The sequence below is a fragment of the Piscinibacter sp. genome, from assembly GCF_050175855.1.
Taxonomy (GTDB): Bacteria; Pseudomonadota; Gammaproteobacteria; order Burkholderiales; family Burkholderiaceae_C; genus Piscinibacter.
On the sequence record NZ_JBFXIO010000029.1, the window covers coordinates 1 to 21,943 of the forward strand.

A 21,943-nucleotide genomic window follows, 5' to 3' on the forward strand; every position below is an offset into this window, starting at 1 on the left:
GGGCGTCAAGCGCGCCCAGGAGCGCTACGGCAAGGGCAAGGTGATGACCGGCGAGCAGGCCCGCTGGGGCTACGAGAACCTGGCGCTCGACCAGAAGAAGCTCGATGCGCTGGGCTTCGCCGGCGTGATGCGCCCGATCAGCACCTCGTGCGCCGACCACCGCGGCGCCACCTGGTCGCGCATCCACACCTGGGACGGCGCCAAGTGGAACTTCACCTCCGACTGGTACCAGAGCGACGACTCGATCATCAAGCCGATGATCAAGGCCGCCGCCGACAAGTACGCGCAGGAGAAGAAGATCCAGCGGCGTACGCCTGAAGACTGCCAGAGCTGATCGGAGACCCGGAGCGAGCGCCCATGAGCAACATCATCCTCAACGTCAACGGCATCGAGGTGATCTACAACCACGTGATCCTCGTGCTCAAGGGCGTCTCGCTTCAGGTGCCGGAGGGCGGCATCGTCGCCCTGCTCGGCGGCAACGGCGCAGGCAAGACCACCACGCTGCGCGCGGTCAGCAACCTGCTGGCCGGCGAGCGCGGCGAAGTGACCAAGGGCTCGATCGAACTGCGCGGCGAGCGCATCGAGAAGCTCTCCACCGCCGACATGGTCAACCGCGGGGTGATCCAGGTGATGGAGGGCCGGCACTGCTTCGCCCACCTCACCATCGAGGAGAACCTGATGACCGGTGCCTACACCCGCAAGGATGGCAAGGCGGCGGTGGCCGACACGCTGGAGAAGGTCTACAACTACTTCCCGCGGCTGAAGACGCGGCGCGGCTCGCAGGCGGCCTACACCTCCGGCGGCGAGCAGCAGATGTGCGCCATCGGCCGCGCGCTGATGGCCAACCCGAAGATGGTGCTGCTCGACGAGCCCTCGATGGGCCTGGCACCGCAGATCGTCGAGGAGGTGTTCGAGATCGTGAAGGATCTCAACACCAAGGAGAAGGTCACCTTCCTGCTGGCCGAGCAGAACACCAACATCGCGCTGCGCTACTCCGACTACGGCTACATCCTCGAGAACGGCCGCATCGTGATGGACGGCGAGGCCAAGGCGCTGCGCGAGAACGAGGACGTCAAGGAGTTCTACCTCGGCATGGGCGGCGGCGACCGCAAGAGCTTCCGCGACGTGAAGAGCTACAAGCGCCGCAAGCGCTGGCTGGCCTGAGGAACACGCCATGGGCGAGGAGGATTTCGGCTTCGCGGTGCCCGCGTTCAAGCCCGACGAGGCGCTGCTTCGCGCCCGGCGCGAGCTGCGCGAGATGGGCCTGTCCGAGCGTGCCGGCCAGTTCGAGCGCGCCGGCCTTGCCATCGCGAAGCTCGTGATCGACGGCGCGGCGCTCAACGCCTCGGTGGTCAAGCGCCCCAGCCGCAACAGCCCCGAATGGACCCACAAGACCTTGTCGAGCAGCGCCATGCTGCGCGACTGGATGGCCGAGCTGAAGCGAAAGCTCGCCGGCTGGAGCGACCGTGATGAGTGAACACTTCGACGCGCTCGAGACGCGCGACCCGGCGGCCCGAGAAGCAGCGCTGATGGCGGCGCTGCCCAGGCAGGTGGCCGCGGCGCAGCGCACGCCGGCTTTCGGCGAACTGCTGGCCGGCGTCGATGCCGCGGCGATCACTTCGCGCGCCGCACTGGCGACGCTGCCGGTGCTGCGCAAGCACGAATTGCTCGAGCGCCAGAAGGCGCGGCGGGCGTCGGCCACGAACTGGGACCCGTTCGGCGGCTTCTCCGCCATCGGCTGGCGCGGCCTGCATGCGCCGTCGGGCGCGAAGCGCGTGTTCCAGTCGCCTGGCCCGATCTACGAGCCCGAAGGCACGGCGCCCGATTACTGGCGCATCGCCCGCGCGATGCATGCGGCAGGCTTTCGCGCCGGTGACCTGATCCACAACAGCTTCAGCTACCACCTCACGCCGGCCGGCTCGATGATGGAGACCGGCGCGCACGCCATCGGCTGCACGGTGTTCGCCGGCGGCGTCGGCAACACCGAGCTGCAGCTGCAGGCGATGCAGGAGCTGCGGCCGCAAGGCTACGCCGGCACGCCGAGCTTTCTGCGCATCCTGTTCGAGAAGGCGGCCGAGGGCGGCATCGCCCTGCCTTCGCTGACCAAGGCGCTGGTCAGCGGCGAGGCCTTCCCGCCGTCGCTGCGCGACTGGCTGGCCGAGCGCGGCGTGCAGGGCTACCAGTGCTACGCCACCGCCGACGTCGGCCTGATCGCCTACGAGACGAGTGCACGCCAGGGGCTGGTGCTCGACGAGGGCGTGATCCTGGAGATCGTGCGCCCCGGCACCGGCGACCCCGTGCCCGAGGGCGAGGTCGGCGAGGTGGTGATCACCGTGCTGCAGCCGGACTATCCGATGGTGCGCTTCGGCACCGGCGATCTCTCGGCGGTGCTGGCGGGCACCTGCCCCAGCGGCCGCACCAACATGCGCATCAAGGGCTGGCTCGGCCGCGCCGACCAGACCGCCAAGGTGCGCGGCATGTTCGTGCACCCGAGCCAGGTGGCCGAGGTGGCGCGCCGGCATCCCGAGGTTCAACGTGCGCGCCTGGTGGTGGCCGGCGAGATGGCCAACGACTCGATGACCTTCAAGGTCGAGGTGGCCGGCACCCCTGAAGGCCTGGCCGGCCGCATCGCCGACAGCGTGCGCGACGTGACCAAGCTGCGTGCCGACATCGAGCTCGTCGCGCCCGGCAGCCTGCCCAACGACGGCAAGGTGATCGAGGACGCGCGCAGCTACAAGTAGCGCCGGCTCAGGCCGGCATCGCGCGGCACTCGTCCTCGCGCCCACGCACCACACGCCGGCCCGCCAGCGGCCCGCGCTGCGCCGTCACCACGGTGTACTGGCGCTCGTGGTGGGCGCCGTCTTCGGCGTACAGCACCACCCAGTCGTGCACCCGGCCGAGCTCGTGGGCGCGCGCGGTGTTCGAAAAGAGCGCCGTCACCGACCACGCGCCGCGCTTCGTGTGCAGCACCGGCAGCCAGGCCACGCCGTCGGGGTTGAAGCGGCGCGGCGCGATGGTCGGCAGCGTGCCGGCCGCGGCGCGCGCGCGGTAGTCACGGTCGACCTCGAGCAGCAGTTCGACTGGCGGGGCGTGATCGGCCGGGGCCGCGGGGCGCCGCCGGCGGGCGGCGCGCTCGCGGTCGAGGCGCTCGGTCAACGCGGCGCGGATGGAAGCCGCGCGGCGCGCGCCGACGCCGTCCAGCGCCTCGAGGCGCCCGTCGTGCGCGGCGACCTCCAGGCCCTCCAGCGTGTCGATGCCGAGTTCCTCCTGCAGCTGCAGCGCGAGTCGCGGGCCGACGCCGGGCACGCTGCGCAGCAGCGCCTCCGGTGCGGCACCGCCGCGAAGCCGCTCGAGCTTCGTCCAGTGACCGGTCTGCACCATCTCGGCGATGGCCGCGGCAATGCCGGCACCGATCGTCGGCAGGGCATCGAGGCCGGCCACACCCTCGCGCTCGAGGATCTCGCCCACCGGCCGTTCGAGGCGTGTCACGGTGTCGGCCGCATGGCGGTAGGCGGCGATGCGGAACGCGTTCTCCTCGCCCTGCGCCTGCAGCAGTTCGGCCATCTCGCGCAGGAGGGCGGCCACGGCGGGGTTGTCCATGGCGCGAAGCACACCATGGCCACCCGCGGCCGCCGTTGCGGACAATCAAGCCTCGCATGAGTGCCGACCGACCCGAGGCTTCACCCGACGACATCCGCCGCGCGCTGCGCGACGTGCTCGCGCACGTCGCACCGGAGGCCACGCTGGAGGCACTGCGACCCGACCAGCCGCTGCGCGACCAGATCGACCTCGACTCGATGGACTGGGTGAACGTGGCCGCGGCGCTGGAGTCGCGGCTCGGCGTGGCACTCGACGAGCTGTCGCTGCCGCCGCGCGTCACGCTGGACGAATTGGTCGAGCAACTCGGCGCCGCCATGCGGCGCGGTCCGGCCGCTGGCCAGCCTGTGCCAGCGGTGCGGCAGCACCGCCTCAGCGGCGTCGACGTCACGCTGCGGCCGATCCGCCCCGACGATGCGGCGATGGAGGCCGCCTTCGTACGGCAGCTCTCCGACCAGTCGCGCTACCAGCGATTCATGGGCACGGTGCGCGAGCTGCCCGAGGCCAAGCTGCGCGAGCTGACCGACGTCGACGGCGTGCGCCATGTGGCCCTGGTCGCCACCGCCACGATCGACAGGCAGGAGACCGAGCTCGGCGTCGCCCGCTACGTGGTCGACGACAGCGGCCGGCGCTGCGAATTCGCCATCGCCGTGGCCGATGCCTGGCAGGGCAGCGGCCTGGCCGGGTTGCTGATGGGCAGGCTGGTCGAGATCGCGCGCGCGCGTGGCCTCGAGGTGATGGACGGCAGCGTGCTGGCCACCAACACCGCAATGCTGCACTTCGCACGGCAGCTCGGCTTCGAGGTACACGCCGATGCCGACGATCCGACGACACGCCGCGTCACCCGCCGCCTGTGAGGGGTAGCGCGGAGCTGCCTATGATCGGCACCGCCGTATCACGGGATGCCCGCCGATGAAGCGTCTGCTTGCCGCCGCCCTCGCCCTGCTCGTCGCGTCCGCCGCCTGGGCTCAGGCACGCACGCCTGCGCCGCCGCGGCCGGTCACGCCGCGTGGGCCGCTGGCGGCGGAGGAGCTCAACAACATCGCGGTGTTCAAGGCCGCCTCGCCCTCGGTCGTGAACATCACCGCGCTGGGCCTGGAGCGCGACTTCTTCTCGCGCAACGTGCAGCAGGTGCCGCAAGGCACGGGCACCGGCTTCGTGTGGGATGCGCAGGGCCACGTCGTCACCAACTTCCACGTGATCCAGGAAGCCAGCGGCGCGCGCGTCACGCTGGCCGACCAGACGAGCTACAAGGCCGAGCTGGTCGGTGCCTTCCCCGACCGCGACCTCGCCGTGCTGAAGATCGCCGCGCCCGCGGCCAAGCTCAAGCCCCTGCCCGTGGGCAGCAGCCGCGACCTGCAGGTGGGCCAGCAGGTCTACGCGATCGGCAACCCGTTCGGGCTCGACCAGACGCTGACCACCGGCATCGTCAGCGCGCTCAACCGCGAGATCGAGTCGGTGACGCGGCGGCTGATCCGCGGCGCGATCCAGACCGATGCGGCGATCAACCCCGGCAACTCCGGCGGGCCGCTGCTCGATTCCGCAGGGCGTCTGATCGGCGTGAACACGGCGATCTTCAGCCCCTCGGGGGCGAGCGCGGGCATCGGCTTCGCGATCCCCGTCGACGAAGTCAACCGCATCGTGCCGAGGCTGATCCGCGACGGCCGCATGGTGCGGCCGGCCATCGGCGTGACCAGCGGCGGCCCGGAGATCAACCGGGCGCTGGGCCTGCCCAAGGGCGTGGCGCTGGTGCGCATCCAGCGCAACGGGCCGGCCGCCAAGGCCGGCCTGCGCGCCTTTGCGCGCGGCGACGGCGGCATCGTGCAGGGCGACGTCATCACCGCGATCAACGACGAACCCGTCGAGACCGGCGACGACATGCTCAACGCGCTGGAAAAGCTCAACCCGGGCGATACCGCCACGCTGACGCTGTGGCGCGCAGGCGCCACGCGCAAGGTCAGCGTGACGCTGGCCGAGTCGGAAGACTGAGGCTGCTGACGACAGGCGCGCGAGGCGCCCGTCTCGTCAGACCGCGCGGATGCGCGAGGCCTGCGGGCCCTTCTGGCCCTGCGTCACTTCGAACTGCACGCGCTGGTTCTCGGCCAGGGTCTTGAAGCCCTCGCCCTGAATTTCCTTGAAGTGCGCGAACAGGTCCTTGCCGCCGCCGTCCGGCGTGATGAAGCCGTAGCCCTTGCTCTCGTTGAACCATTTGACGGTTCCGGTTTCGATGCTCATGTGGTCTTTCCTTGATGGATTCGTGGTGGAAATGCCCCAGCTGACGCTGGTGCGTGCAAGCAGCTGCCCGATGCGGGAGCTGGGGTGCTCGAGTGCCGTGACGCCGTACATCAACGGCGCTGCATCGGCGGGCGCGCCGCGCTCGGCGCGTTGCGGCGCTCGAGGTGGCGGAAGGTGATGCGCCCCTTGGAGAGGTCGTAGGGCGACAGCTCCAGCGAGACGTTGTCGCCGGCGAGGATGCGGATGTGGTGCTTGCGCATCTTGCCGCCGGTGTAGGCGATCAGCGTGTGGCCGTTGTCCAGCGTCACGCGAAAGCGCGAGTCCGGCAGGATCTCGTTGACGACGCCGTGCATCTCGATCAGTTCTTCCTTGGCCATGGGGTCACTCCCGGGTAGTGGATGAATGGGGGGCGCGCGACTCGGGCACGCCGATCCACGCGAGGCCCTGGGCCGTCGCGTAGCGCTCGGCAGCGTCGCGGGAATCGAAGATGGGGTGGAAACGCAGCACGCGGTCAGACGTCGCGCTGCCGCGCCCGGAACGGATGGACACCGAGGCCGCGTAGCGGCCGCAGTGGGTGGAGCGGGTCAGAGGAGAAACGAGGTATTTCCCGACCTGGAGGGATGAATGAATGACGAACTCTCGAAGGCGCAGCCTCGTCGTCGAGACGGCGCGGGGAACAAACGGCGTGCGATGCGCACGCGGGCGGCGGATGAACTCTTTCCCGCGGCTGGCCGGCAGGGGTATTCGCTGCGGGCGAGGAGCAACCAGAACGGGAAGGCGACCGGAGTCGGCAGGGTTCTGGCCCAGAAGGAGATCAACTCGTGATCTCAGCGCGACGGTGACGTCGCGTCGATGGCAGATTGTACCAGTTGTGCCACGAAGGGCTCAGCGCGCCCCGGCCGCCTCCTGGGCGCGCAACCGCGCATGCTGGTAGGCGCCCTGCGGCACGTGCAGCAGATCGGCGATGCGCCACATCACGTGGCGCTCGTGCTCGTTGAGGTGGCCGTCGGCATAGGCGACGCGCCACATGTGCTCGATCATGCGGATCTTCTGCCCCATCTCGAAGCGTTCGTTGATACGCGAGGTGAAGGCGAACAGGTCGGTGGCCTGCTTCGCCACCGCGTGGGCCAGCTCGACCAGGCGCTGTGCCTCGTCACCATCCAGCGCGAACTTGTCGACCAGCGCCGCCAGCACCGCCTGGCGCTCGTTGTCGTGGAAGCTCGCGTCGGCGCGCATGACCTCGACCAGCATCACCGCGGTGGCCAGTTGCAGCAGGTGCTCGGCCTCGCGCGGATCGGCCTGCGCGGCCGGAGGCGCCAGGCGGTCGAACAGGTCCTTGAGGGTGCGCAGCATGCGGTGATGATGGCATGACACGTTTCCCGGGGTAAACCACGAGCCCCTCGATACGCGGCTACTACCTGCGTCCGCGGAGCGCGCCGAAGAATGCCTGGCATCCCAACCCCGGAGGCACTCCGATGAGCAGGATCCTGATGCTGTGCGGCGATTTCGGCGAAGACTACGAAGTGATGGTGCCCTTCCAGGCCCTGCAGGCGGTGGGCCACACCGTGCACGCCGTGGCCCCCGACAAGAAGGCCGGCGACTACGTGATGACGGCCATCCACGACTTCGAGGGTCAGCAGACCTACAGCGAGAAGCCCGGCCACCGCTTCACGCTCAACGCCAGCTTCGCCGAAATCGACCCGGCCCGGTACGACGCGCTGGTCGTGCCCGGAGGGCGCGCGCCGGAGTACCTGCGCATGAACCCGCGCGTGGTCGAGATCACGCGGCACTTCCTTTCCGCCGACAAGCCCGTGGCCGCGATCTGCCACGGCGCGCAGCTGCTCGCCGCTACAGGCCTGATCAAGGGCCGCCGGCTCAGTGCCTACCCGGCCTGCCAGGTGGAGGTGGAGCTCGCCGGCGCCGAGTACATGGGCATCGCGATCGACGCCGCCGTCACCGACGGCAAGCTGGTCACCGCTCCCGCATGGCCCGCGCACCCGGCCTGGATCGGCCAGTTCCTGGCCGTGCTGGGCACGCGCATCAGCCTGTAGCATCGTCCACGCGCTTCGCGCCCGGAGGCCCGCCATGTGCAAGATCTTCATCAGCGCCGATCCCGCCAGCTACGAGAGCCGCACGCGCTCGGTGCGCCTGCATGGCGTGGTGACCAGCCTGCGGCTGGAGAACCTGCACTGGGCGGTGCTGGAGGAGATCGCCGGGCGCGACGGCATGACGGTGGCTCAGCTGATCGAGAAGCTCTACGACGAGCTGGTGGCCGACCGCGGCGCGGTCGGCAACTTCTCGTCGTTCCTGCGCGTGTGCGCGCTGCGCTACGAGAACCTGATCGCGCAGGGGCTGATCCCGCGCGACGCGTCGGTGCCGATACGCTCGCTCGACGCCAACCGGGTGCTCGACGGCATGGCCCGTGCGGTGCACCCCGCGGACGCTTACGCCATCGCGCCCACGCCGACGGCCTCGGCCAGACGCCTGGCCTGAGCCTGCGCGCGCTCACGGCCGGTCGACGCGGGCCTCGGCCAGCTTCTCGATCTCCGCTTCGCGGCTGCAGCCCCACACCATGTCGAGCCACAGCGTCGAGTTCGGCGCGGACTGCAGCGGCTCGAACACGGCGAACTCGCCGCGCGGCCGTTCGGTGCTGCGGTCGCGGCGCACCAGCGCGGTGGGCTGCACGAAGTAGTCGGTCGAATCGAACGGCTCGGCAGAGATTGCCGCCTGCGCCGGCGCGCCGCGCGCGAGGCTGCGGCCGGTCTCGACCAGGCGGCCGTCGACCACGCGGCCTCGCACGACCCACACGCCCTGCGGCGCGGCGCTGACGCCGCAGAAGTCACGGCCCTCGACATGCAGGCCCACCGTGGCATCGCCCACCCGCCACCAGCCCTCGTCCGGCCCCGCGGCGCGGGCGGGGGCAGCGAAGGCGGCGGCCAGCGAGGCCAGGCTCAAGGTCAGGATCCAGCGTTTCATCGAACTTCCTTTCGGGTGAGGGGGTTGGGGAGCGAGGCCAGTGTCGAAACCCGATGCCAAGCCACGATGAAGTTCGTGAAGCCCGCGTGAAGCGGCGCGCTGCGCGCGCTCCTTCCACTTCGCCAGCGCCACCGGCAAGCGCTTGACCAGCACGCTCGCGCCGCCCCGCGCGCCTTCGCTGAACCTCGCCGAAAAGCCTTCGCGCATCAAGCACTTACCGACCCCCTCCCGGACTTACCCGAAGTCGGCCCGAAGACGGCACGCCTCTTGTGACGGTGTCCGCCACATCCACACAGGAGACGGGGACGATGGAGACCTTCTACGAGGTGATGCGGCGCCAGGGCATCTCGCGGCGCAGCTTCCTCAAGTACTGCTCGCTCACGGCCACTTCGCTGGGCCTCGCGCCCTCGTTCGTGCCGCAGATCGCCCATGCGATGGAGACCAAGCCGCGCACGCCGGTGCTGTGGCTGCACGGGCTGGAGTGCACCTGCTGCTCGGAGAGCTTCATCCGCAGCGCGCACCCGCTGGCCAAGGACGTGGTGCTGTCGATGATCAGCCTGGACTACGACGACACGCTGATGGCCGCTGCCGGCCACCAGGCCGAGGCCATCCTCGAGGAGATCATGGCCAAGTACAAGGGCAACTACATCCTGGCCGTGGAAGGCAACCCGCCGCTGAACGAAGGCGGGATGTTCTGCATCCAGTCGGGCAAGCCCTTCGTCGACAAGCTCAAGCGCGTGGCCAAGGACAGCAAGGCGGTGATCGCCTGGGGCTCCTGCGCCAGCTGGGGCTGCGTGCAGGCAGCCAAGCCCAATCCGACGCAGGCCACGCCGATCCACAAGGTGATCACCGACAAGCCGATCATCAAGGTGCCCGGCTGCCCGCCGATCGCCGAGGTGATGACCGGCGTCATCACCTACATGCTGACCTTCGACCGCATCCCCGAGCTCGACCGCCAGGGCCGGCCGAAGATGTTCTACAGCCAGCGCATCCACGACAAGTGCTACCGCCGGCCGCACTTCGACGCCGGCCAGTTCGTCGAGGCCTTCGACGACGAGAGCGCACGCCGCGGCTACTGCCTCTACAAGGTCGGCTGCAAGGGACCGACCACCTACAACGCCTGCTCCACCGTGCAGTGGAACGAGGGCACGAGCTTCCCGATCAAGGCCGGCCACGGCTGCATCGGCTGCTCGGAAGACGGCTTCTGGGACAAGGGCTCGTTCTACAGCCGCCTGACCGACATCCACCAGTTCGGCATCGAGGCCAACGCCGACAAGGTCGGCGGCACGGCGGCCGGCGTGGTCGGCGCGGCCGTGGCGGCGCATGCGGCGGTCTCCGCGATCAAGCGCGTCAGCACCCCGGCCAGCAACAAGTAAGGAACGAGGAGAACCAACCCCATGGGCGCGTACGAAACGCAAGGCTTCAAGCTCGACGACAGCGGCAGGCGCGTGGTCGTCGATCCGGTGACCCGCATCGAGGGCCACATGCGCTGCGAGGTCAACCTCGACAAGAACAACGTCATCCGCAACGCCGTCTCGACCGGCACGATGTGGCGCGGGCTGGAGGTGATCCTCAAGGGCCGCGACCCTCGCGACGCCTGGGCCTTCGTCGAGCGCATCTGCGGCGTGTGCACCGGCTGCCATGCGCTGACCTCGGTGCGCGCGGTGGAGGATGCACTCGGGATCAAGATCCCGAAGAACGCGCACCTCATCCGCGAGATGATGGCCAAGACGCTGCAGGTGCACGACCACGCCGTGCACTTCTACCACCTGCATGCGCTGGACTGGGTGGACGTGGTGTCGGCACTGAAGGCCGACCCGAAGAAGACCAGCGAGCTGCAGCAGCTGGTGTCGCCGTCGCACCCGCTCTCGTCGCCCGGCTACTTCCGCGACGTGCAGAACCGGTTGAAGAAGTTCGTCGAGAGCGGCCAGCTCGGACCCTTCATGAACGGCTACTGGGGCAACAAGGCCTACGTGCTGCCGCCCGAGGCCAACCTGATGGCCGTGACCCACTACCTCGAGGCGCTCGACCTGCAGAAGGAGTGGGTGAAGGTGCACACCATCTTCGGCGGCAAGAACCCGCACCCCAACTACCTCGTCGGCGGCGTGCCCTGCGCGATCAACATCGACAAGGACCTTGCGGCCGGCGCGCCGATCAACATGGAGCGGCTGAACTTCGTCAAGGCGCGAATCGACGAGATGGTGGAGTTCAACAAGAACGTCTACCTGCCCGATGTGCTGGCCATCGGCACGATCTACAAGCAGGCCGGCTGGCTGCATGGCGGCGGCCTGTCGGCCACCAACGTGAGCGACTACGGCGAGTACCCGAAGGTCAACTACGACAAGAGCACCGACCAGCTGCCCGGCGGCGTCATCCTCAACGGCAACTGGGACGAGATCCTGCCGATCGACCCGCGCGACCCCGAGCAGGTGCAGGAGTTCGTGACCCACAGCTGGTACAAGTACGCCGACGAGACCAAGGGCCTGCACCCCTGGGATGGCGTGACCGAGCCGAACTACGCGCTGGGCGCCAACACCAAGGGCACGAAGACGGCCATCGAGCAGATCGACGAGGCGGCCAAGTACTCGTGGATCAAGGCGCCGCGCTGGCGCGGCCACGCGATGGAAGTCGGGCCGCTGTCGCGCTACATCCTCGCCTATGCGCATGCGAAGCAGGGCAACAAGTTCGCCCAGCGGCCGAAGGAGCAGATCGAGTACTCGGCGATGATGATCAACAGCGCCATCCCGAAGGCGCTGGGCCTGCCCGAGACGCAGTACACGGCCAAGCAGCTGCTGCCCACCACCATCGGCCGCACGCTGGCGCGCTGCCTGGAGGGCCAGTACTGCGGCGAGATGATGGTCGACGACTGGAACGAGCTGGTCGCCAACATCAAGGCCGGCGACACCGCCACCGCCAACGTCGAGAAGTGGGACCCGGCCACCTGGCCGAAGGAAGCCAAGGGCGTGGGCACGGTGGCCGCGCCGCGCGGCATGCTGGGCCACTGGGTGAAGATCAAGGACGGCCGCATCGAGAACTACCAATGCGTGGTGCCCACCACCTGGAACGGTTCGCCGCGCGATGCCAAGGGCCAGATCGGTGCCTTCGAGGCCAGCCTGATGAACACGCCGATGGTCAACCCGGAGCAGCCGGTCGAGATCCTGCGCACCCTGCATTCCTTCGACCCCTGCCTGGCCTGCTCGACGCACGTGATGAGCGAGGACGGCGCCGAGCTCACCCGCGTCAAGGTGCGCTGAAGAAGAACGACGGAGACACCATGAACCAAGCATCGAAACTTCTGCGCGGCGCCGTCGCCCTCGGGCTCGCGCTGGCCGCCGGCACGGCCTCGGCTCACACGGGCCACGGCAGCGAATCGCTGTTCCAGGGCCTGACCCATCCCCTCGGCCTGGACCACCTGCTCGCGATGATGGCGGTGGGCGTCTGGTCGGCCGCGGCCTTCGACGGCGCGCGGCGCTGGCTCGCGCCGCTGACCTTCCTCACGGCGATGACGGCCGCGGCGCTGCTGGCGATGGCGGGCGTCTCGGTGCCCTTCGTCGAGCACGGCATCGCGCTGTCGGTGCTGATGTTCGGCGCCATGCTCGCCTTTGCGAGGCGCGTGCCGGCCGCCCCCGGGCTGGCGCTGGTGGCCGCCGCGGCCGCGCTGCACGGCATGGCGCACGGCGCCGAGCTGCCGGCCGGTGCCAGCGTGGCCGGCTACGCGCTCGGCTTCCTCGCCACCACCGCGGCGCTGCACGCCGGCGGCGTGGGCCTCGGTGTGGCCTTGCGCGAACGCGGCGCCTGGATCTGGCGCAGCGGCGGCGCGCTGCTCGGTCTGGCCGGCGTCGTGCTGCTGGCGCGCGCCTGACACCACCAGCCACGGGAGGCCACCATGTCGCTCACACCGTCGCAATCCTTCAACGACGCCACCGGCACCGACGAGACCGCCGTCGCCCGCGCGGCGGCGATCAAGTCGGTCTACGTCTACGAGGCCCCGGTGCGCGTGTGGCACTGGATCAACGCGCTGTCGCTGGTGGTGCTGGCCATCAGCGGCTACTTCATCGGCTCGCCCCTGCCGACCATGCCCGGCGAGGCCAGCGCCAACTACCTGATGGGCTACATCCGCTTCGCGCACTTCGCCGCGGGCTACCTGTTCCTCGTCGGGCTGGCGGGGCGGCTGTACTGGGCCTTCGTCGGCAACCACCATGCGCGCGAGCTGTTCACGCTGCCGGTGTTCAACCGCATCTACTGGCGCGAGGTGATCACCATGCTGAAGTGGTACGCCTTCCTGATCCCGCGGCCGAGCCGCTACGTGGGCCACAACCCGCTGGCCCGCGCGGCGATGTTCTTCGGCTTCCTGTTCATTTCGCTGTTCATGATCGTCACCGGCTTCGCGCTGTATGGCGAGGGCACGCAGCCCGGCTCGTGGGCGCACACGCTGTTCACCAGCTGGGTGATTCCGCTATTCGGCCAGTCGCAGGACGTGCACACCTGGCACCACCTCGGCCTGTGGGGCATGGTGATCTTCGTGATCCTGCACGTGTACGCCGCGATCCGCGAGGACATCATGGGCCGGCAGAGCATGGTCAGCACCATGATCTCCGGCTACCGCACGTTCAAGGATTGATATGGCTCCCCCCCGTAGCGCCTTCGGCGCTCCCCCCCAGGGGGGCGCCGCCAGCGGCCCGGCAGAGCCGGTTCCGCGGCGGCCGCTTGATGGCGGCGCCGCACCGATAGTGGTTCTCGGCATCGGCAACGTGCTCTGGGCCGACGAGGGCTTCGGCGTGCGCTGCGTCGAGGCGCTGCAGCAGCGCTGGGCGTTCGACGAAGGCGGCGAGGAGGTTCAGCTGGTCGACGGCGGTACGCAGGGCCTGTACCTGATCCAGCATGTGCAGGCGGCGAGCAAGCTGCTGATCTTCGACGCCATCGACTACGGCCTGCCGCCCGGCACGCTCAAGCTGATCGAGAACGACGAGGTGCCGCGTTTCATGGGCGCCAAGAAGATGAGCCTGCACCAGACCGGCTTCCAGGAGGTGCTGATGCTCGCGCAGCTGACCGAGCAGTACCCCGAGCAGGTGCTGCTGATCGGCTGTCAGCCGCAGGAGCTGGAAGACTACGGCGGCAGCCTGCGGCCCATCGTCAAGACGGCACTGGAAGACGCCCTCGCGCTCGGCCTCGACCGTCTGCGCGCCTGGGGCGCGAAGCCGTTGCCGCGCGATGCGGCGCCCGCGCACGACGAAGCGGTGACGGTGCCCACGCTCGCCCTCGGCGCCTACGAAGCGGGCCGGCCGGCGGCCGAGCAGGCCTGCCGCGTCGGCGACGAGCGCTTCCTGCCCCGCTGAACCACGGAACCGCTCCATGTGCATCGGCATCCCCATGCAGGTGATCCGCGTCGAGCCCGGCCATGCCTGGGTGGCCGGCCGCGGCGAGGTCAAGCGGGTCGACACGGCACTCGTCGGCGACTGCGTCGAGCAGGACTGGCTGCTGGTCTTCCTCGACGCCGCGCGCGAGCGCATCGATGCGCTCCGCGCGGCGGAAGTCAACGCCGTGCTCGACCTGCTGCAAGGTGCCCTTGCCGGCGCACCCGAGACCACCGCCGAGGCCGGCTTCGACCTGCCCTCGCGCATGGACCCCGCCACGCTGGCCGCCCTCACCGGCCACTCCTGAGACCCCCGTCATGACCGCCACCACCCTGCCCCCCGTGATGCAGCGCCTGATCGACCAGTTCGGCGCGACGCGCATCGAGGCCGACACGCTGGCCGCCTTCCTCGGCCGCCCCGGCACCACCGTGCTGCTGCTGGCCGGTGATCCGGTGCAGTTTCCGGAAGGGCTGGACGTGGCCGTGGTGCTGCCCGAACTGCGCAGCGCGCTGGCGGCCGACTTCGCCATCGGCGTCGTCGCGCCCGACAGCCAGGACGCGGTGGCGCGCCGCTACGGCTCGCAGCGCTGGCCCTCGCTGGTCTTCCTGCGCGACGGCCAGTACGTGACCACGCTGGCCGGCATGCACGACTGGACCGACTACCTGAAGCTCGTCGAAGCCGCGCTGGCGATGCCGGTGTCGCGCGCACCGACGATCGGCATCCCGGTGGTCAGCGCCAATGCCTCGTCCACCTCCTGCCACTGAGATCGGAAGCACCGCATGAACGCCTCTTACCGCCCCTTCCCGATCCCCGTGGTGGCCGATCTCGGCCCCGGCAGCCAGGACGACGAGACGCTCGACTACATGAGCATGCCCAAGGGCATGGACACCTACCGGCCGCCGGTGCTGCCCGAGCCCGAGGAGCTTGCCGCCCACGGCCTCGCCTGCGAGGTGCTGGCCGCGGTGCTGGAGGCGGTGAATGCCGCCTGCGAAGGCCGCGTGCCGGCGCCGGTGCGCCTCGACGGCCTGCCGGCCAGCGAGCTCGCGCTGGTCAACCAGGTGCTCGGCGAAGGCGAGGTCAGCGCACAGGTGCTGGCGCAGCCGGAAACGCGCCTGGTGGGCGACGAGGCGGTGCGCGTGCGTATGCAGGAATCGGTGTTCGCCGGTGTGTGGCGCGTGATCAGCACCGACGACGACGGAGCGGTGCATGACCACGTCGAGGTCGGCGCGATTCCCGCCGCGCTGCTGCACGCCGCGCACGACGATGGCTTCGCGCCACGCGAGCCGCTGCCGCCGGTGCCTGCCGAGCTGCTCAATCTGCCGCCCATCCTCACCGAGCTGGCCGACCAGCGCGCGCGCTGGCAGCCCGGCGATGCGGCGCACGTGGTCAACCTCACGCTGCTGCCGCTCTCGCCGGCGGACATCGCCCATCTCGACCACCAGCTCGGCACCGGCCGCGTGGTGATCCTCTCGCGCGGCTACGGCAACTGCCGCATCACCGACACGCGCGTGCCGCACACCTGGCGCGTCGTCTACTACAACTCGCAGGATGCGGTGATCCTCAACACCGTGGAGGTCAGCGCGATTCCGGAGGTGGCCTGCGCCGCGGCCGAAGACCTCGCCGACACCGCCGAGCGGCTGGCCGAGGTGCTGCAGTGGGTGGCGCAGGGGGCCTGAGATGTTCGAGGGCAGTTATCTCGGCGACGTCTCCAAGCTGGCCGCGCACACGCGGCTGGAGTGCAAGATCTGCTGGTGGGTGTACGACCCGGCCGAGGGCGATCCGATCTGGCAGATTCCGCCGGGCACGCCCTTCGCCGCGCTGCCCACACACTGGCGCTGCCCGCAGTGCGACGGCGCGGCCGACCAGTTCATGGTGCTGCAGGACGCCGCATGAACCGCCTGGCCGACCGCGTGGCGACGCTGCAGCAGGCCTTCGAGCACATCGCCGCGACGCGCATGGCCGGGCTGCCACTGGTGCACCCGCAGCTGGCCGTGGCGACGGTCGGATTCCAGGGCCACGACGACGAGGTCGCGCTCGGCGTACTGGTCACGCCGTGGTGCATGAACCTCGTGCGGCTGCCGCTGCACGAGGGCGTGGGCACGCTCGCCGTCGGTGAAACCGGCTCTCGCGACATCGGCTCGCGCTGCTTCGACTTCATCGGCGCCCACGAGCGCGGCGTCGGCGCCTTCGAATCGGCTTCGCTGTTCTCGCCGATGGCCGAGTTCGCCGACCAGGCGGCCGCGCGGGCTACCGCCGAGGCCGTACTGAAGGAACTGCGCGGCCCGCTGCCGCCGCGCGTGGCGCAGCCGGCGCGGCGCGGCTTCCTGTTCGGCCGACGCGAGGGAGCGGCGGCGTGAACCTCGCCGGCCGCATGCGCCTGCGCCCCGGTGCCGCGCTGCCGACGATCAGCAGCAGCCGGCCGATGCTGGCCGCGCGCGTGGCGCGTGGCCGCCCTGCCGACGACCTGCCCGGCACGCTGGGAGCCCTGTTCACGCTGTGCGCCCATGCGCACCGCCTGACGGCGCGGCGCGCGGTGATGGCGGCTCGCGGCGAGGTCGCCGTGTCCACGCCGTCCGATCGGCTGACACTGCGCGCCGGCACCGCCCGCGAACACGTGCTGCGCATCGCCCACGACTGGCACCGCCTGCTGCCCGGCGCGCCGGCCGCCGAGCCGGCGCTGCGCCTGCGCAGCTGCCCGCTGTGGCGCGACGACCTCGACGTGCACGACCAGCTCGCCGACCTGCCCGCCTGGCTGGCCCACCACTGGCTCGCCGAGCCGGTGAGCTCGTGGCTCGCCGCCCACCGGCTCGATCCGCAGGGCTGGACGGCCCGCTGGAGCGCGGCCGCCGACACACCGCTCGCCCGCCTGCTGTGCAGCCAGCGCAAGGCGATGCTGTCGATCGCGACACCGGCCCGCCCGCTGCGCCTGCTGGACGCCCCGCTGGCCACGATGCCGCGGCTGGCCCGCCGCATGGCCGAAGAGCCCGGTTTCTGCGCCCGGCCCGACTGGCTCGGCGTCCCTGCCGAGACCGGCCCGTGGACCCGCGTCGCCGACGTGGCCTGCGCACCGATCCACAATGCATGGATGCGCCTCGTCGCCCGCCTCGTCGACCTGCTGCAGCTGTCGTTGCCGCAGGGGCACGACCGCCTCGCCGAGGGCGCGCTGCCGCTCGGGCCGGGGGAAGCCGTCGCCTGGACGGAGATGGCGCGCGGCCTGCTCGTGCACTGGGTGCAGCTGGAAGACGGCCCGCAGCGCGCGCGCGTGGCCGACTGCCGCGTGCTCGCGCCGACCGAATGGAACTTCCATCCGAACGGCGTGCTGGCGCAGGCGCTGGCCGGCCTGCAGGGCGAGGCCCGAGCCGACCAGGCCGCGTGCGCCGCCGTCGCCTTCGACCCCTGCGTCGATTTCGACATCCAGCTTCTGCCGGAGCCCGTCCATGCATGAGCTGAGCCTGGCCGGCGGCATCGTCAAGCTCGTCGAAGACGCAGCGGCGCGGGATCACTTCAAGCGCGTCTCGCAGCTGCGCCTGGAGGCCGGCGCGCTGTCGGGCGTGGAGGTGCGTGCGCTGCGCTTCGCGCTCGACGCCGTCGCCCCCGGCACCTGCCTCGAAGGCGCGGCGATCGAGATCGAGGAGCCGCCCGGCCAGGCCTGGTGCCTGCGCTGCGCGCAGACCGTCGAGATCGCCTCGCGCACCGATGCCTGCCCGCACTGCGGCGGCCACCAGATCCAACCCACCGGCGGCACCGAGTTGCGCGTGCTCGAGCTGCTGGTCCACGACGACTGAAGGAGAACCAGCCATGTGCGTCGTCTGCGGCTGCGCCAACCCGACCGCCACGCATCCCGAGCACGCCCACGTGGCCGTGGATGCGCACACCGGCGATCTGCACTATGGCGCCGGCGCGGCGCGCGTGTCGGTGCCCGGCATGAGCCAGGCGCGCGCGATCAAGCTGGAAGCCGACGTGCTCGGCGAGAACAACCGCATCGCCGCAGCCAACCGCGCGCACTTCGCGGATCATGGCGTGACGGCCTACAACCTCGTCTCCAGCCCCGGCTCGGGCAAGACCACGCTGCTGTGCGCGACGATCGAGTACCTGAAACGCCACGCGCCCGGGCTGCCGCTGGCGGTGATCGAGGGTGACCAGCAGACGTCGAACGACGCCGACCGCATCCGCGCCACCGGTGCGGCGGCGATCCAGGTCAACACCGGCAAGGGCTGCCACCTCGATGCGCCGATGGTGGCCGAGGCCTTCTCCCGGCTGCACCTGCATGCCCACCACCATCACCACGACGGGCACGCCCACGATCACGCGCACGACCACCACCACGCCGAGTCGTTGCTCTTCATCGAGAACGTCGGCAACCTGGTGTGCCCGGCGATGTGGGACCTGGGCGAGGCCGCCAAGATCGCCATCCTGTCGGTGACGGAAGGCGAAGACAAGCCGCTGAAGTACCCCGACATGTTCGCCGCGGCAAAGCTGATGGTGCTGAACAAGACCGACCTGTTGCCGCACCTCGACTTCGACGTGCCGAAGTGCATCGAGTACGCGCGGCGCGTGAACCCCGGCATCGAGGTGCTGCTGGTGTCGGCCAAGACCGGTGCCGGGCTGGACGCCTGGGTCGAGTGGCTGATGCACCCCGAGGGCGCATGAACGACACCGCGACGCTGCCGAACGCCGCGCCCGCGCGGGTGCTGGCCTGCGGCGCCTTCCTGAAGAACCGCGCCGCGCGGCTGGAGGGCAAGCACCTCGCCTGGTCGGCGCTGCACGGCGACCTCGGCACGCCCGAAGCCTGCCGTGCGCTCGACGACTCGGCCGAGGCCTTGCTCGCCCAGGGTGGCGTCGACGCGATCGCCCACGACCTGCACCCGGATTTCCACAGCACCCGGCTCGCGCTGGAACTCGCCGAACGCCTCGGCGTGCCGGCGATTGGCGTGCAGCACCACCATGCGCACATCGCCGCGGTGATGGCCGAGGCCGGGCTCGTGGGGCCGGTGATCGGTATCGCACTCGATGGCGTTGGCCTCGGCACCGACGGCACGGCCTGGGGCGGCGAGCTGCTGTGGGTCGACGGCGGCACGCGCGCCCACCGCTGGGAACGCGTCGCCCATCTGCACCCCATCGCCCTGCCCGGTGGCGACGTGGCCGCGCGCGAGCCCTGGCGGCTGGCCGCGGCGGTACTGCACATGCTCGGCCGCGGCGACGAGATCGAGGCCCGCTTCGCCGGCGCCGTGCCGGCGCTCACCGCGCGCGGACTGAAGACCATGCTCGACCGCGGCCTGAACTGCCCGGCCAGCACGGGCGCCGGCCGCTGGTTCGATGCCGCGGCCGGTGCGCTCGGGCTCAGCGTGCGCCAGGCCTTCGAGGCCGAGGCCGCCATCGCGCTGGAGCGGCTCGCCACGCAGGCGCTGCCCGCCGGCGCGCAGGCGGCCACCTTCGCACCCACGCTGGACCTGCGCGGCGTGGTGGCCGAGCTCTTCGACGTGCCGCGCGACGACGATGCCGCCCGTGCCCGCGCCGCGCTGCGCTTTCATCACGCGCTGGCCGATGGCCTGGCCGAGGCCGCTCTTCGGGCCGCCGGCGAGCGCGGCAGCGACACGGCCGTGGTAGGCGGCGGCTGCTTTCTCAACCGGGTGCTGAGCGAGCGCCTCGCGATGCGTCTGCAGGCCGGCGGCCTCGCGGTGCACGCGCCGAGCCTGGCACCTTGCGGCGACGCCGGCCTCGCGCTCGGCCAGGCCTGGGCCGCGGCCTGCCGCGTGGCGCACGCCACCCATCCCTCGAACGCGATCGCGCTGGAGACCTGACGATGTGCCTCGCCCTTCCCGCCCGCATCGTGGAACTGCAGAGCGCTGACCAGGCGGTGGTCGAGCTCGGCGGCGTGCGCAAGTCGATCTCGGTCGCGCTGACGCCGGAAGCGCGCGTCGGCGACTACGTGATCGTGCATGTTGGCCACGCCATCGGGCTGCTCGATGCCGAGGAGGCCGAGAAGACGCTCGCCCTCTTTGCCGAGATGGCCGCAGAAGTGTCCCCACCAGAGCGCGCCGCATGAAGTACATCGACGAATTCCGCAGCGGCGAGGTCGCGCAGGCCCTCTCGCGCCGCATCGCCGCCGAGGCCGACCCGCAGCGCCGCTACCACTTCATGGAGTTCTGCGGCGGCCACACCCATGCCATCTCGCGCTACGGCATCGCCGAGCTGCTGCCCGCCAATCTGCGCATGATCCACGGGCCCGGCTGCCCGGTGTGCGTGCTTCCGATCGGCCGCATCGACCAGGCCATTGCGCTGGCGCTCGAACGTGGCGTGATCCTGTGCACCTACGGCGACGTGATGCGCGTGCCGGCCTCCGAGTCGCTCTCGCTGATGCGCGCCAAGGCGCGCGGCGCCGACATCCGCATGGTGTACTCGGCCGCCGATGCACTGAAGCTGGCGCGAGAGAACCCCGAGCGCGAGGTCGTCTTCCTCGCCATCGGTTTCGAGACCACCACGCCGCCCACGGCCCTCGTGATCCGACAGGCGCAGGCGGAGGGCACGCCGAACTTCAGCGTGCTGTGCAACCACGTGCTCACGCCCAGCGCGATCACGCACATCCTCGAATCGCCCGAGGTGCGCCAGTACGGCACCGTGCCGATCGATGGCTTCGTCGGCCCGGCGCACGTGAGCATCGTGATCGGCGCGCAGCCCTACGAGCACTTCGCGCAGGAGTACCGCAAGCCGGTGGTCATCGCCGGCTTCGAGCCGCTGGACGTGATGCAGGCCATCTGGATGCTGGTGCGCCAGGTCAACGAAGGCCGCGCCGAGGTGGAGAACGAGTTCAGCCGGGCGGTGACGCGCGAGGGCAACCTCGCCGCGCAGGCCGTGGTCTCACAGGTGTTCGAGCTGCGCAGCAGCTTCGAGTGGCGCGGCCTCGGCGAGGTGCCGTACTCGGCGCTGAAGATCCGACCGGCCTTCGAGCGCTTCGACGCCGAGAAGCGCTTCGGCCTCGTCTACAAGAGCGTGCCCGACCACAAGCAGTGCGAATGCGGTGCCATCCTGCGCGGCGTGAAGCGGCCCACCGACTGCAAGCTGTTCGGCACCGTGTGCACGCCCGAGACGCCGATGGGCTCGTGCATGGTGTCGTCCGAAGGCGCCTGCGCAGCGCACTACACCTATGGACGGTTCCGCGACATTCCTGTCGTGGCCGCGTGATCCCATGAAGAAGGACTACGTCCGCCCGATCGACCTCCGCAGCGGCCGCGTCGACATGAACCACGGCGCCGGCGGCCGCGCCTCGGCGCAGCTGATCGAGGAGCTGTTCGCCCGCGCCTTCGACAACGAATACCTGCGCCAGGGCGACGACGCCGCGCTGCTGCCCGTGCCCGCCGGCCACCGCCTGGTGATGGCCACCGACGGCCACGTGATCTCCCCGCTGTTCTTCCCGGGCGGCGACATCGGCTGCCTGGCGGTGCACGGCACCGTCAACGACGTGGCCATGCTCGGCGCCGCGCCGCTGTACCTGAGCGCGAGTTTCATCCTCGAAGAAGGATTCCCGCTGGCCGACCTGAAGCGCATCGTCGAATCGATGGCCGCGGCCGCGCGCGAGGCCGGCGTACCCATCGTGACCGGCGACACCAAGGTGGTCGAACAGGGCAAGGGCGACGGCGTGTTCATCGCCACCACCGGCGTCGGCGTGGTGCCGATGGGCCGCAGCCTCAGCGGCCGCCACGCGCGGCCGGGCGATGCTGTGCTGGTCAGCGGCACGATCGGCGACCACGGCGTGGCCGTGCTCTCGCAGCGCGAATCGCTGG

The 21,943-nt window shown here is 70.5% G+C and carries 31 protein-coding genes and 1 pseudogene; 26 read left to right on the plus strand and 6 right to left on the minus strand.

Going from position 1 to position 21,943, the window contains the following annotated elements; translation table 11 throughout:
* From AB7U92_RS04150 to AB7U92_RS04165, 4 genes and pseudogenes are all read left to right on the plus strand, one after another.
* Positions 1-334, plus strand: a pseudogene (locus AB7U92_RS04150) (ABC transporter substrate-binding protein); the annotation flags it as partial.
* A 23-nt stretch (positions 335-357) separates the two neighbouring features.
* Complete coding sequence (locus AB7U92_RS04155; RefSeq protein WP_428574941.1) at positions 358-1,164, plus strand: ABC transporter ATP-binding protein; 807 nt, start codon at positions 358-360, stop codon at positions 1,162-1,164.
* Between the two features lie 10 nt (positions 1,165-1,174).
* Entirely contained in the window at positions 1,175-1,477 is a 303-nt protein-coding gene (locus tag AB7U92_RS04160; protein ID WP_428574942.1) for a hypothetical protein, read from the plus strand.
* Entirely contained in the window at positions 1,470-2,741 is a 1,272-nt protein-coding gene (locus AB7U92_RS04165; RefSeq protein WP_428574943.1) for a phenylacetate--CoA ligase family protein, read from the plus strand. The genes AB7U92_RS04160 and AB7U92_RS04165 overlap by 8 nt, the downstream gene beginning before the upstream one ends.
* 7 nt (positions 2,742-2,748) lie before the next feature.
* Here the strand turns inward: AB7U92_RS04165 and AB7U92_RS04170 are convergent, their stop codons facing one another.
* On the minus strand, positions 2,749-3,600 hold the full coding sequence (locus AB7U92_RS04170; protein ID WP_428574944.1) for a helix-hairpin-helix domain-containing protein: 852 nt from the start codon (positions 3,598-3,600) through the stop codon (positions 2,749-2,751).
* A gap of 56 nt (positions 3,601-3,656) precedes the next feature.
* Here AB7U92_RS04170 and AB7U92_RS04175 point away from each other — a divergent pair, with 56 nt between their 5' ends.
* Positions 3,657-4,454, plus strand: a complete 798-nt coding sequence (locus tag AB7U92_RS04175) for a GNAT family N-acetyltransferase (RefSeq protein ID WP_428574945.1) — start codon at positions 3,657-3,659, stop codon at positions 4,452-4,454.
* 55 nt (positions 4,455-4,509) lie between these two features.
* The gene (locus tag AB7U92_RS04180; protein WP_428574946.1) at positions 4,510-5,586 is read left to right on the plus strand and encodes a S1C family serine protease; all 1,077 of its coding nucleotides are present in this window, start codon (positions 4,510-4,512) and stop codon (positions 5,584-5,586) included.
* A gap of 36 nt (positions 5,587-5,622) precedes the next feature.
* On the opposite strand, the gene cspE is transcribed toward AB7U92_RS04180, so the two are convergent.
* The 3 genes from cspE to AB7U92_RS04195 all read right to left on the minus strand — a co-directional run bounded on the left by cspE (position 5,623) and on the right by AB7U92_RS04195 (position 6,381).
* On the minus strand, positions 5,623-5,832 hold the full coding sequence (gene cspE, locus AB7U92_RS04185; RefSeq protein ID WP_428574947.1) for a cold-shock protein: 210 nt from the start codon (positions 5,830-5,832) through the stop codon (positions 5,623-5,625).
* A 110-nt stretch (positions 5,833-5,942) separates the two neighbouring features.
* Positions 5,943-6,209, minus strand: a complete 267-nt coding sequence (gene infA / locus AB7U92_RS04190; RefSeq protein WP_428574948.1) for a translation initiation factor IF-1 — start codon at positions 6,207-6,209, stop codon at positions 5,943-5,945.
* A gap of 4 nt (positions 6,210-6,213) precedes the next feature.
* Entirely contained in the window at positions 6,214-6,381 is a 168-nt protein-coding gene (locus AB7U92_RS04195; protein WP_428574949.1) for a hypothetical protein, read from the minus strand.
* Positions 6,382-6,456: 75 nt separating this feature from the next.
* On the opposite strand from AB7U92_RS04195, the gene AB7U92_RS04200 reads away from it, so the two are divergent.
* Positions 6,457-6,657, plus strand: a complete 201-nt coding sequence (locus AB7U92_RS04200; RefSeq protein ID WP_428574950.1) for a hypothetical protein — start codon at positions 6,457-6,459, stop codon at positions 6,655-6,657.
* A 60-nt stretch (positions 6,658-6,717) separates the two neighbouring features.
* Here the strand turns inward: AB7U92_RS04200 and AB7U92_RS04205 are convergent, their stop codons facing one another.
* Complete coding sequence (locus tag AB7U92_RS04205; RefSeq protein ID WP_428574951.1) at positions 6,718-7,185, minus strand: TerB family tellurite resistance protein; 468 nt, start codon at positions 7,183-7,185, stop codon at positions 6,718-6,720.
* Positions 7,186-7,307: 122 nt separating this feature from the next.
* On the opposite strand from AB7U92_RS04205, the gene AB7U92_RS04210 reads away from it, so the two are divergent.
* A complete protein-coding gene (locus AB7U92_RS04210) occupies positions 7,308-7,883 on the plus strand; it encodes a DJ-1/PfpI family protein (RefSeq protein ID WP_428574952.1) in 576 nt (191 codons plus the stop codon).
* 34 nt (positions 7,884-7,917) lie between these two features.
* Complete coding sequence (locus AB7U92_RS04215) at positions 7,918-8,325, plus strand: ribbon-helix-helix domain-containing protein (RefSeq protein WP_428574953.1); 408 nt, start codon at positions 7,918-7,920, stop codon at positions 8,323-8,325.
* Positions 8,326-8,337: 12 nt separating this feature from the next.
* Here AB7U92_RS04215 and AB7U92_RS04220 read toward each other — a convergent pair whose 3' ends face one another.
* On the minus strand, positions 8,338-8,808 hold the full coding sequence (locus AB7U92_RS04220) for a hypothetical protein (RefSeq protein ID WP_428574954.1): 471 nt from the start codon (positions 8,806-8,808) through the stop codon (positions 8,338-8,340).
* Between the two features lie 308 nt (positions 8,809-9,116).
* On the opposite strand from AB7U92_RS04220, the gene AB7U92_RS04225 reads away from it, so the two are divergent.
* The 17 genes from AB7U92_RS04225 to hypE form a co-directional block, all read left to right on the plus strand.
* Positions 9,117-10,184 (plus strand): hydrogenase small subunit, encoded by a 1,068-nt coding sequence (locus tag AB7U92_RS04225; protein WP_428574956.1) that lies wholly within the window; start codon positions 9,117-9,119, stop codon positions 10,182-10,184.
* Positions 10,185-10,205: 21 nt separating this feature from the next.
* Positions 10,206-12,062, plus strand: a complete 1,857-nt coding sequence (locus AB7U92_RS04230) for a nickel-dependent hydrogenase large subunit (protein ID WP_428574957.1) — start codon at positions 10,206-10,208, stop codon at positions 12,060-12,062.
* 20 nt (positions 12,063-12,082) lie between these two features.
* Positions 12,083-12,670, plus strand: a complete 588-nt coding sequence (locus AB7U92_RS04235) for a HupE/UreJ family protein (protein ID WP_428574958.1) — start codon at positions 12,083-12,085, stop codon at positions 12,668-12,670.
* Between the two features lie 24 nt (positions 12,671-12,694).
* Positions 12,695-13,429 (plus strand): Ni/Fe-hydrogenase, b-type cytochrome subunit, encoded by a 735-nt coding sequence (gene cybH / locus AB7U92_RS04240; RefSeq protein WP_428574959.1) that lies wholly within the window; start codon positions 12,695-12,697, stop codon positions 13,427-13,429.
* A 106-nt stretch (positions 13,430-13,535) separates the two neighbouring features.
* Positions 13,536-14,144, plus strand: coding sequence for a HyaD/HybD family hydrogenase maturation endopeptidase (locus AB7U92_RS04245; protein WP_428574972.1), 609 nt, complete (start codon positions 13,536-13,538; stop codon positions 14,142-14,144).
* A gap of 16 nt (positions 14,145-14,160) precedes the next feature.
* Positions 14,161-14,469, plus strand: coding sequence for a HypC/HybG/HupF family hydrogenase formation chaperone (locus AB7U92_RS04250; protein ID WP_428574960.1), 309 nt, complete (start codon positions 14,161-14,163; stop codon positions 14,467-14,469).
* 10 nt (positions 14,470-14,479) lie between these two features.
* The gene (locus tag AB7U92_RS04255) at positions 14,480-14,926 is read left to right on the plus strand and encodes a hydrogenase (RefSeq protein ID WP_428574961.1); all 447 of its coding nucleotides are present in this window, start codon (positions 14,480-14,482) and stop codon (positions 14,924-14,926) included.
* 15 nt (positions 14,927-14,941) lie between these two features.
* Complete coding sequence (locus AB7U92_RS04260; protein WP_428574962.1) at positions 14,942-15,838, plus strand: hydrogenase expression/formation protein; 897 nt, start codon at positions 14,942-14,944, stop codon at positions 15,836-15,838.
* Between the two features lies 1 nt (position 15,839).
* The gene (locus AB7U92_RS04265) at positions 15,840-16,055 is read left to right on the plus strand and encodes a rubredoxin (protein ID WP_428574963.1); all 216 of its coding nucleotides are present in this window, start codon (positions 15,840-15,842) and stop codon (positions 16,053-16,055) included.
* Positions 16,052-16,519: a [NiFe]-hydrogenase assembly chaperone HybE gene (gene hybE / locus AB7U92_RS04270; protein WP_428574964.1), complete on the plus strand. Its 468-nt coding sequence runs from the start codon at positions 16,052-16,054 to the stop codon at positions 16,517-16,519. The genes AB7U92_RS04265 and hybE overlap by 4 nt, the downstream gene beginning before the upstream one ends.
* Entirely contained in the window at positions 16,516-17,607 is a 1,092-nt protein-coding gene (locus tag AB7U92_RS04275) for a hypothetical protein (RefSeq protein ID WP_428574965.1), read from the plus strand. Before hybE ends, AB7U92_RS04275 begins: the two co-directional genes overlap by 4 nt.
* Entirely contained in the window at positions 17,600-17,947 is a 348-nt protein-coding gene (hypA, locus tag AB7U92_RS04280; protein WP_428574966.1) for a hydrogenase maturation nickel metallochaperone HypA, read from the plus strand. The genes AB7U92_RS04275 and hypA overlap by 8 nt, the downstream gene beginning before the upstream one ends.
* A 13-nt stretch (positions 17,948-17,960) precedes the next feature.
* Positions 17,961-18,812 (plus strand): hydrogenase nickel incorporation protein HypB, encoded by an 852-nt coding sequence (gene hypB, locus AB7U92_RS04285; protein WP_428574967.1) that lies wholly within the window; start codon positions 17,961-17,963, stop codon positions 18,810-18,812.
* Positions 18,809-19,963: a carbamoyltransferase HypF gene (locus AB7U92_RS04290; RefSeq protein WP_428574968.1), complete on the plus strand. Its 1,155-nt coding sequence runs from the start codon at positions 18,809-18,811 to the stop codon at positions 19,961-19,963. Before hypB ends, AB7U92_RS04290 begins: the two co-directional genes overlap by 4 nt.
* Before the next feature lie 2 nt (positions 19,964-19,965).
* Positions 19,966-20,208, plus strand: coding sequence for a HypC/HybG/HupF family hydrogenase formation chaperone (locus tag AB7U92_RS04295; protein ID WP_428574969.1), 243 nt, complete (start codon positions 19,966-19,968; stop codon positions 20,206-20,208).
* Positions 20,205-21,344: a hydrogenase formation protein HypD gene (gene hypD, locus AB7U92_RS04300; protein WP_428574970.1), complete on the plus strand. Its 1,140-nt coding sequence runs from the start codon at positions 20,205-20,207 to the stop codon at positions 21,342-21,344. Before AB7U92_RS04295 ends, hypD begins: the two co-directional genes overlap by 4 nt.
* A 4-nt stretch (positions 21,345-21,348) precedes the next feature.
* Positions 21,349-21,943 (plus strand): hydrogenase expression/formation protein HypE (gene hypE / locus AB7U92_RS04305; protein ID WP_428574971.1); only part of this gene is annotated, 595 nt, incomplete at its 3' end.

What these genes read in the sequence shown, in the direction of transcription:
- AB7U92_RS04265 (WP_428574963.1), top strand. Translation starts at nt 15,840, where the DNA reads ATGTTCGAGGGCAGTTATCTCGGCGACGTCTCCAAGCTGGCCGCGCAC.
- AB7U92_RS04250 (WP_428574960.1), top strand. Translation starts at nt 14,161, where the DNA reads ATGTGCATCGGCATCCCCATGCAGGTGATCCGCGTCGAGCCCGGCCAT.
- AB7U92_RS04225 (WP_428574956.1), top strand. Translation starts at nt 9,117, where the DNA reads ATGGAGACCTTCTACGAGGTGATGCGGCGCCAGGGCATCTCGCGGCGC.
- AB7U92_RS04170 (WP_428574944.1), bottom strand. Translation starts at nt 3,600, where the DNA reads ATGGACAACCCCGCCGTGGCCGCCCTCCTGCGCGAGATGGCCGAACTG.
- infA (WP_428574948.1), bottom strand. Translation starts at nt 6,209, where the DNA reads ATGGCCAAGGAAGAACTGATCGAGATGCACGGCGTCGTCAACGAGATC.
- hypD (WP_428574970.1), top strand. Translation starts at nt 20,205, where the DNA reads ATGAAGTACATCGACGAATTCCGCAGCGGCGAGGTCGCGCAGGCCCTC.
- AB7U92_RS04230 (WP_428574957.1), top strand. Translation starts at nt 10,206, where the DNA reads ATGGGCGCGTACGAAACGCAAGGCTTCAAGCTCGACGACAGCGGCAGG.
- AB7U92_RS04200 (WP_428574950.1), top strand. Translation starts at nt 6,457, where the DNA reads ATGAATGACGAACTCTCGAAGGCGCAGCCTCGTCGTCGAGACGGCGCG.
- cspE (WP_428574947.1), bottom strand. Translation starts at nt 5,832, where the DNA reads ATGAGCATCGAAACCGGAACCGTCAAATGGTTCAACGAGAGCAAGGGC.
- AB7U92_RS04160 (WP_428574942.1), top strand. Translation starts at nt 1,175, where the DNA reads ATGGGCGAGGAGGATTTCGGCTTCGCGGTGCCCGCGTTCAAGCCCGAC.
- AB7U92_RS04205 (WP_428574951.1), bottom strand. Translation starts at nt 7,185, where the DNA reads ATGCTGCGCACCCTCAAGGACCTGTTCGACCGCCTGGCGCCTCCGGCC.
- AB7U92_RS04255 (WP_428574961.1), top strand. Translation starts at nt 14,480, where the DNA reads ATGACCGCCACCACCCTGCCCCCCGTGATGCAGCGCCTGATCGACCAG.
- AB7U92_RS04215 (WP_428574953.1), top strand. Translation starts at nt 7,918, where the DNA reads ATGTGCAAGATCTTCATCAGCGCCGATCCCGCCAGCTACGAGAGCCGC.
- hypB (WP_428574967.1), top strand. Translation starts at nt 17,961, where the DNA reads ATGTGCGTCGTCTGCGGCTGCGCCAACCCGACCGCCACGCATCCCGAG.
- hypA (WP_428574966.1), top strand. Translation starts at nt 17,600, where the DNA reads ATGCATGAGCTGAGCCTGGCCGGCGGCATCGTCAAGCTCGTCGAAGAC.
- AB7U92_RS04235 (WP_428574958.1), top strand. Translation starts at nt 12,083, where the DNA reads ATGAACCAAGCATCGAAACTTCTGCGCGGCGCCGTCGCCCTCGGGCTC.
- AB7U92_RS04295 (WP_428574969.1), top strand. Translation starts at nt 19,966, where the DNA reads ATGTGCCTCGCCCTTCCCGCCCGCATCGTGGAACTGCAGAGCGCTGAC.
- AB7U92_RS04180 (WP_428574946.1), top strand. Translation starts at nt 4,510, where the DNA reads ATGAAGCGTCTGCTTGCCGCCGCCCTCGCCCTGCTCGTCGCGTCCGCC.
- AB7U92_RS04165 (WP_428574943.1), top strand. Translation starts at nt 1,470, where the DNA reads ATGAGTGAACACTTCGACGCGCTCGAGACGCGCGACCCGGCGGCCCGA.
- AB7U92_RS04260 (WP_428574962.1), top strand. Translation starts at nt 14,942, where the DNA reads ATGAACGCCTCTTACCGCCCCTTCCCGATCCCCGTGGTGGCCGATCTC.
- AB7U92_RS04220 (WP_428574954.1), bottom strand. Translation starts at nt 8,808, where the DNA reads ATGAAACGCTGGATCCTGACCTTGAGCCTGGCCTCGCTGGCCGCCGCC.
- AB7U92_RS04290 (WP_428574968.1), top strand. Translation starts at nt 18,809, where the DNA reads ATGAACGACACCGCGACGCTGCCGAACGCCGCGCCCGCGCGGGTGCTG.
- AB7U92_RS04175 (WP_428574945.1), top strand. Translation starts at nt 3,657, where the DNA reads ATGAGTGCCGACCGACCCGAGGCTTCACCCGACGACATCCGCCGCGCG.
- AB7U92_RS04210 (WP_428574952.1), top strand. Translation starts at nt 7,308, where the DNA reads ATGAGCAGGATCCTGATGCTGTGCGGCGATTTCGGCGAAGACTACGAA.
- cybH (WP_428574959.1), top strand. Translation starts at nt 12,695, where the DNA reads ATGTCGCTCACACCGTCGCAATCCTTCAACGACGCCACCGGCACCGAC.
- hybE (WP_428574964.1), top strand. Translation starts at nt 16,052, where the DNA reads ATGAACCGCCTGGCCGACCGCGTGGCGACGCTGCAGCAGGCCTTCGAG.
- AB7U92_RS04155 (WP_428574941.1), top strand. Translation starts at nt 358, where the DNA reads ATGAGCAACATCATCCTCAACGTCAACGGCATCGAGGTGATCTACAAC.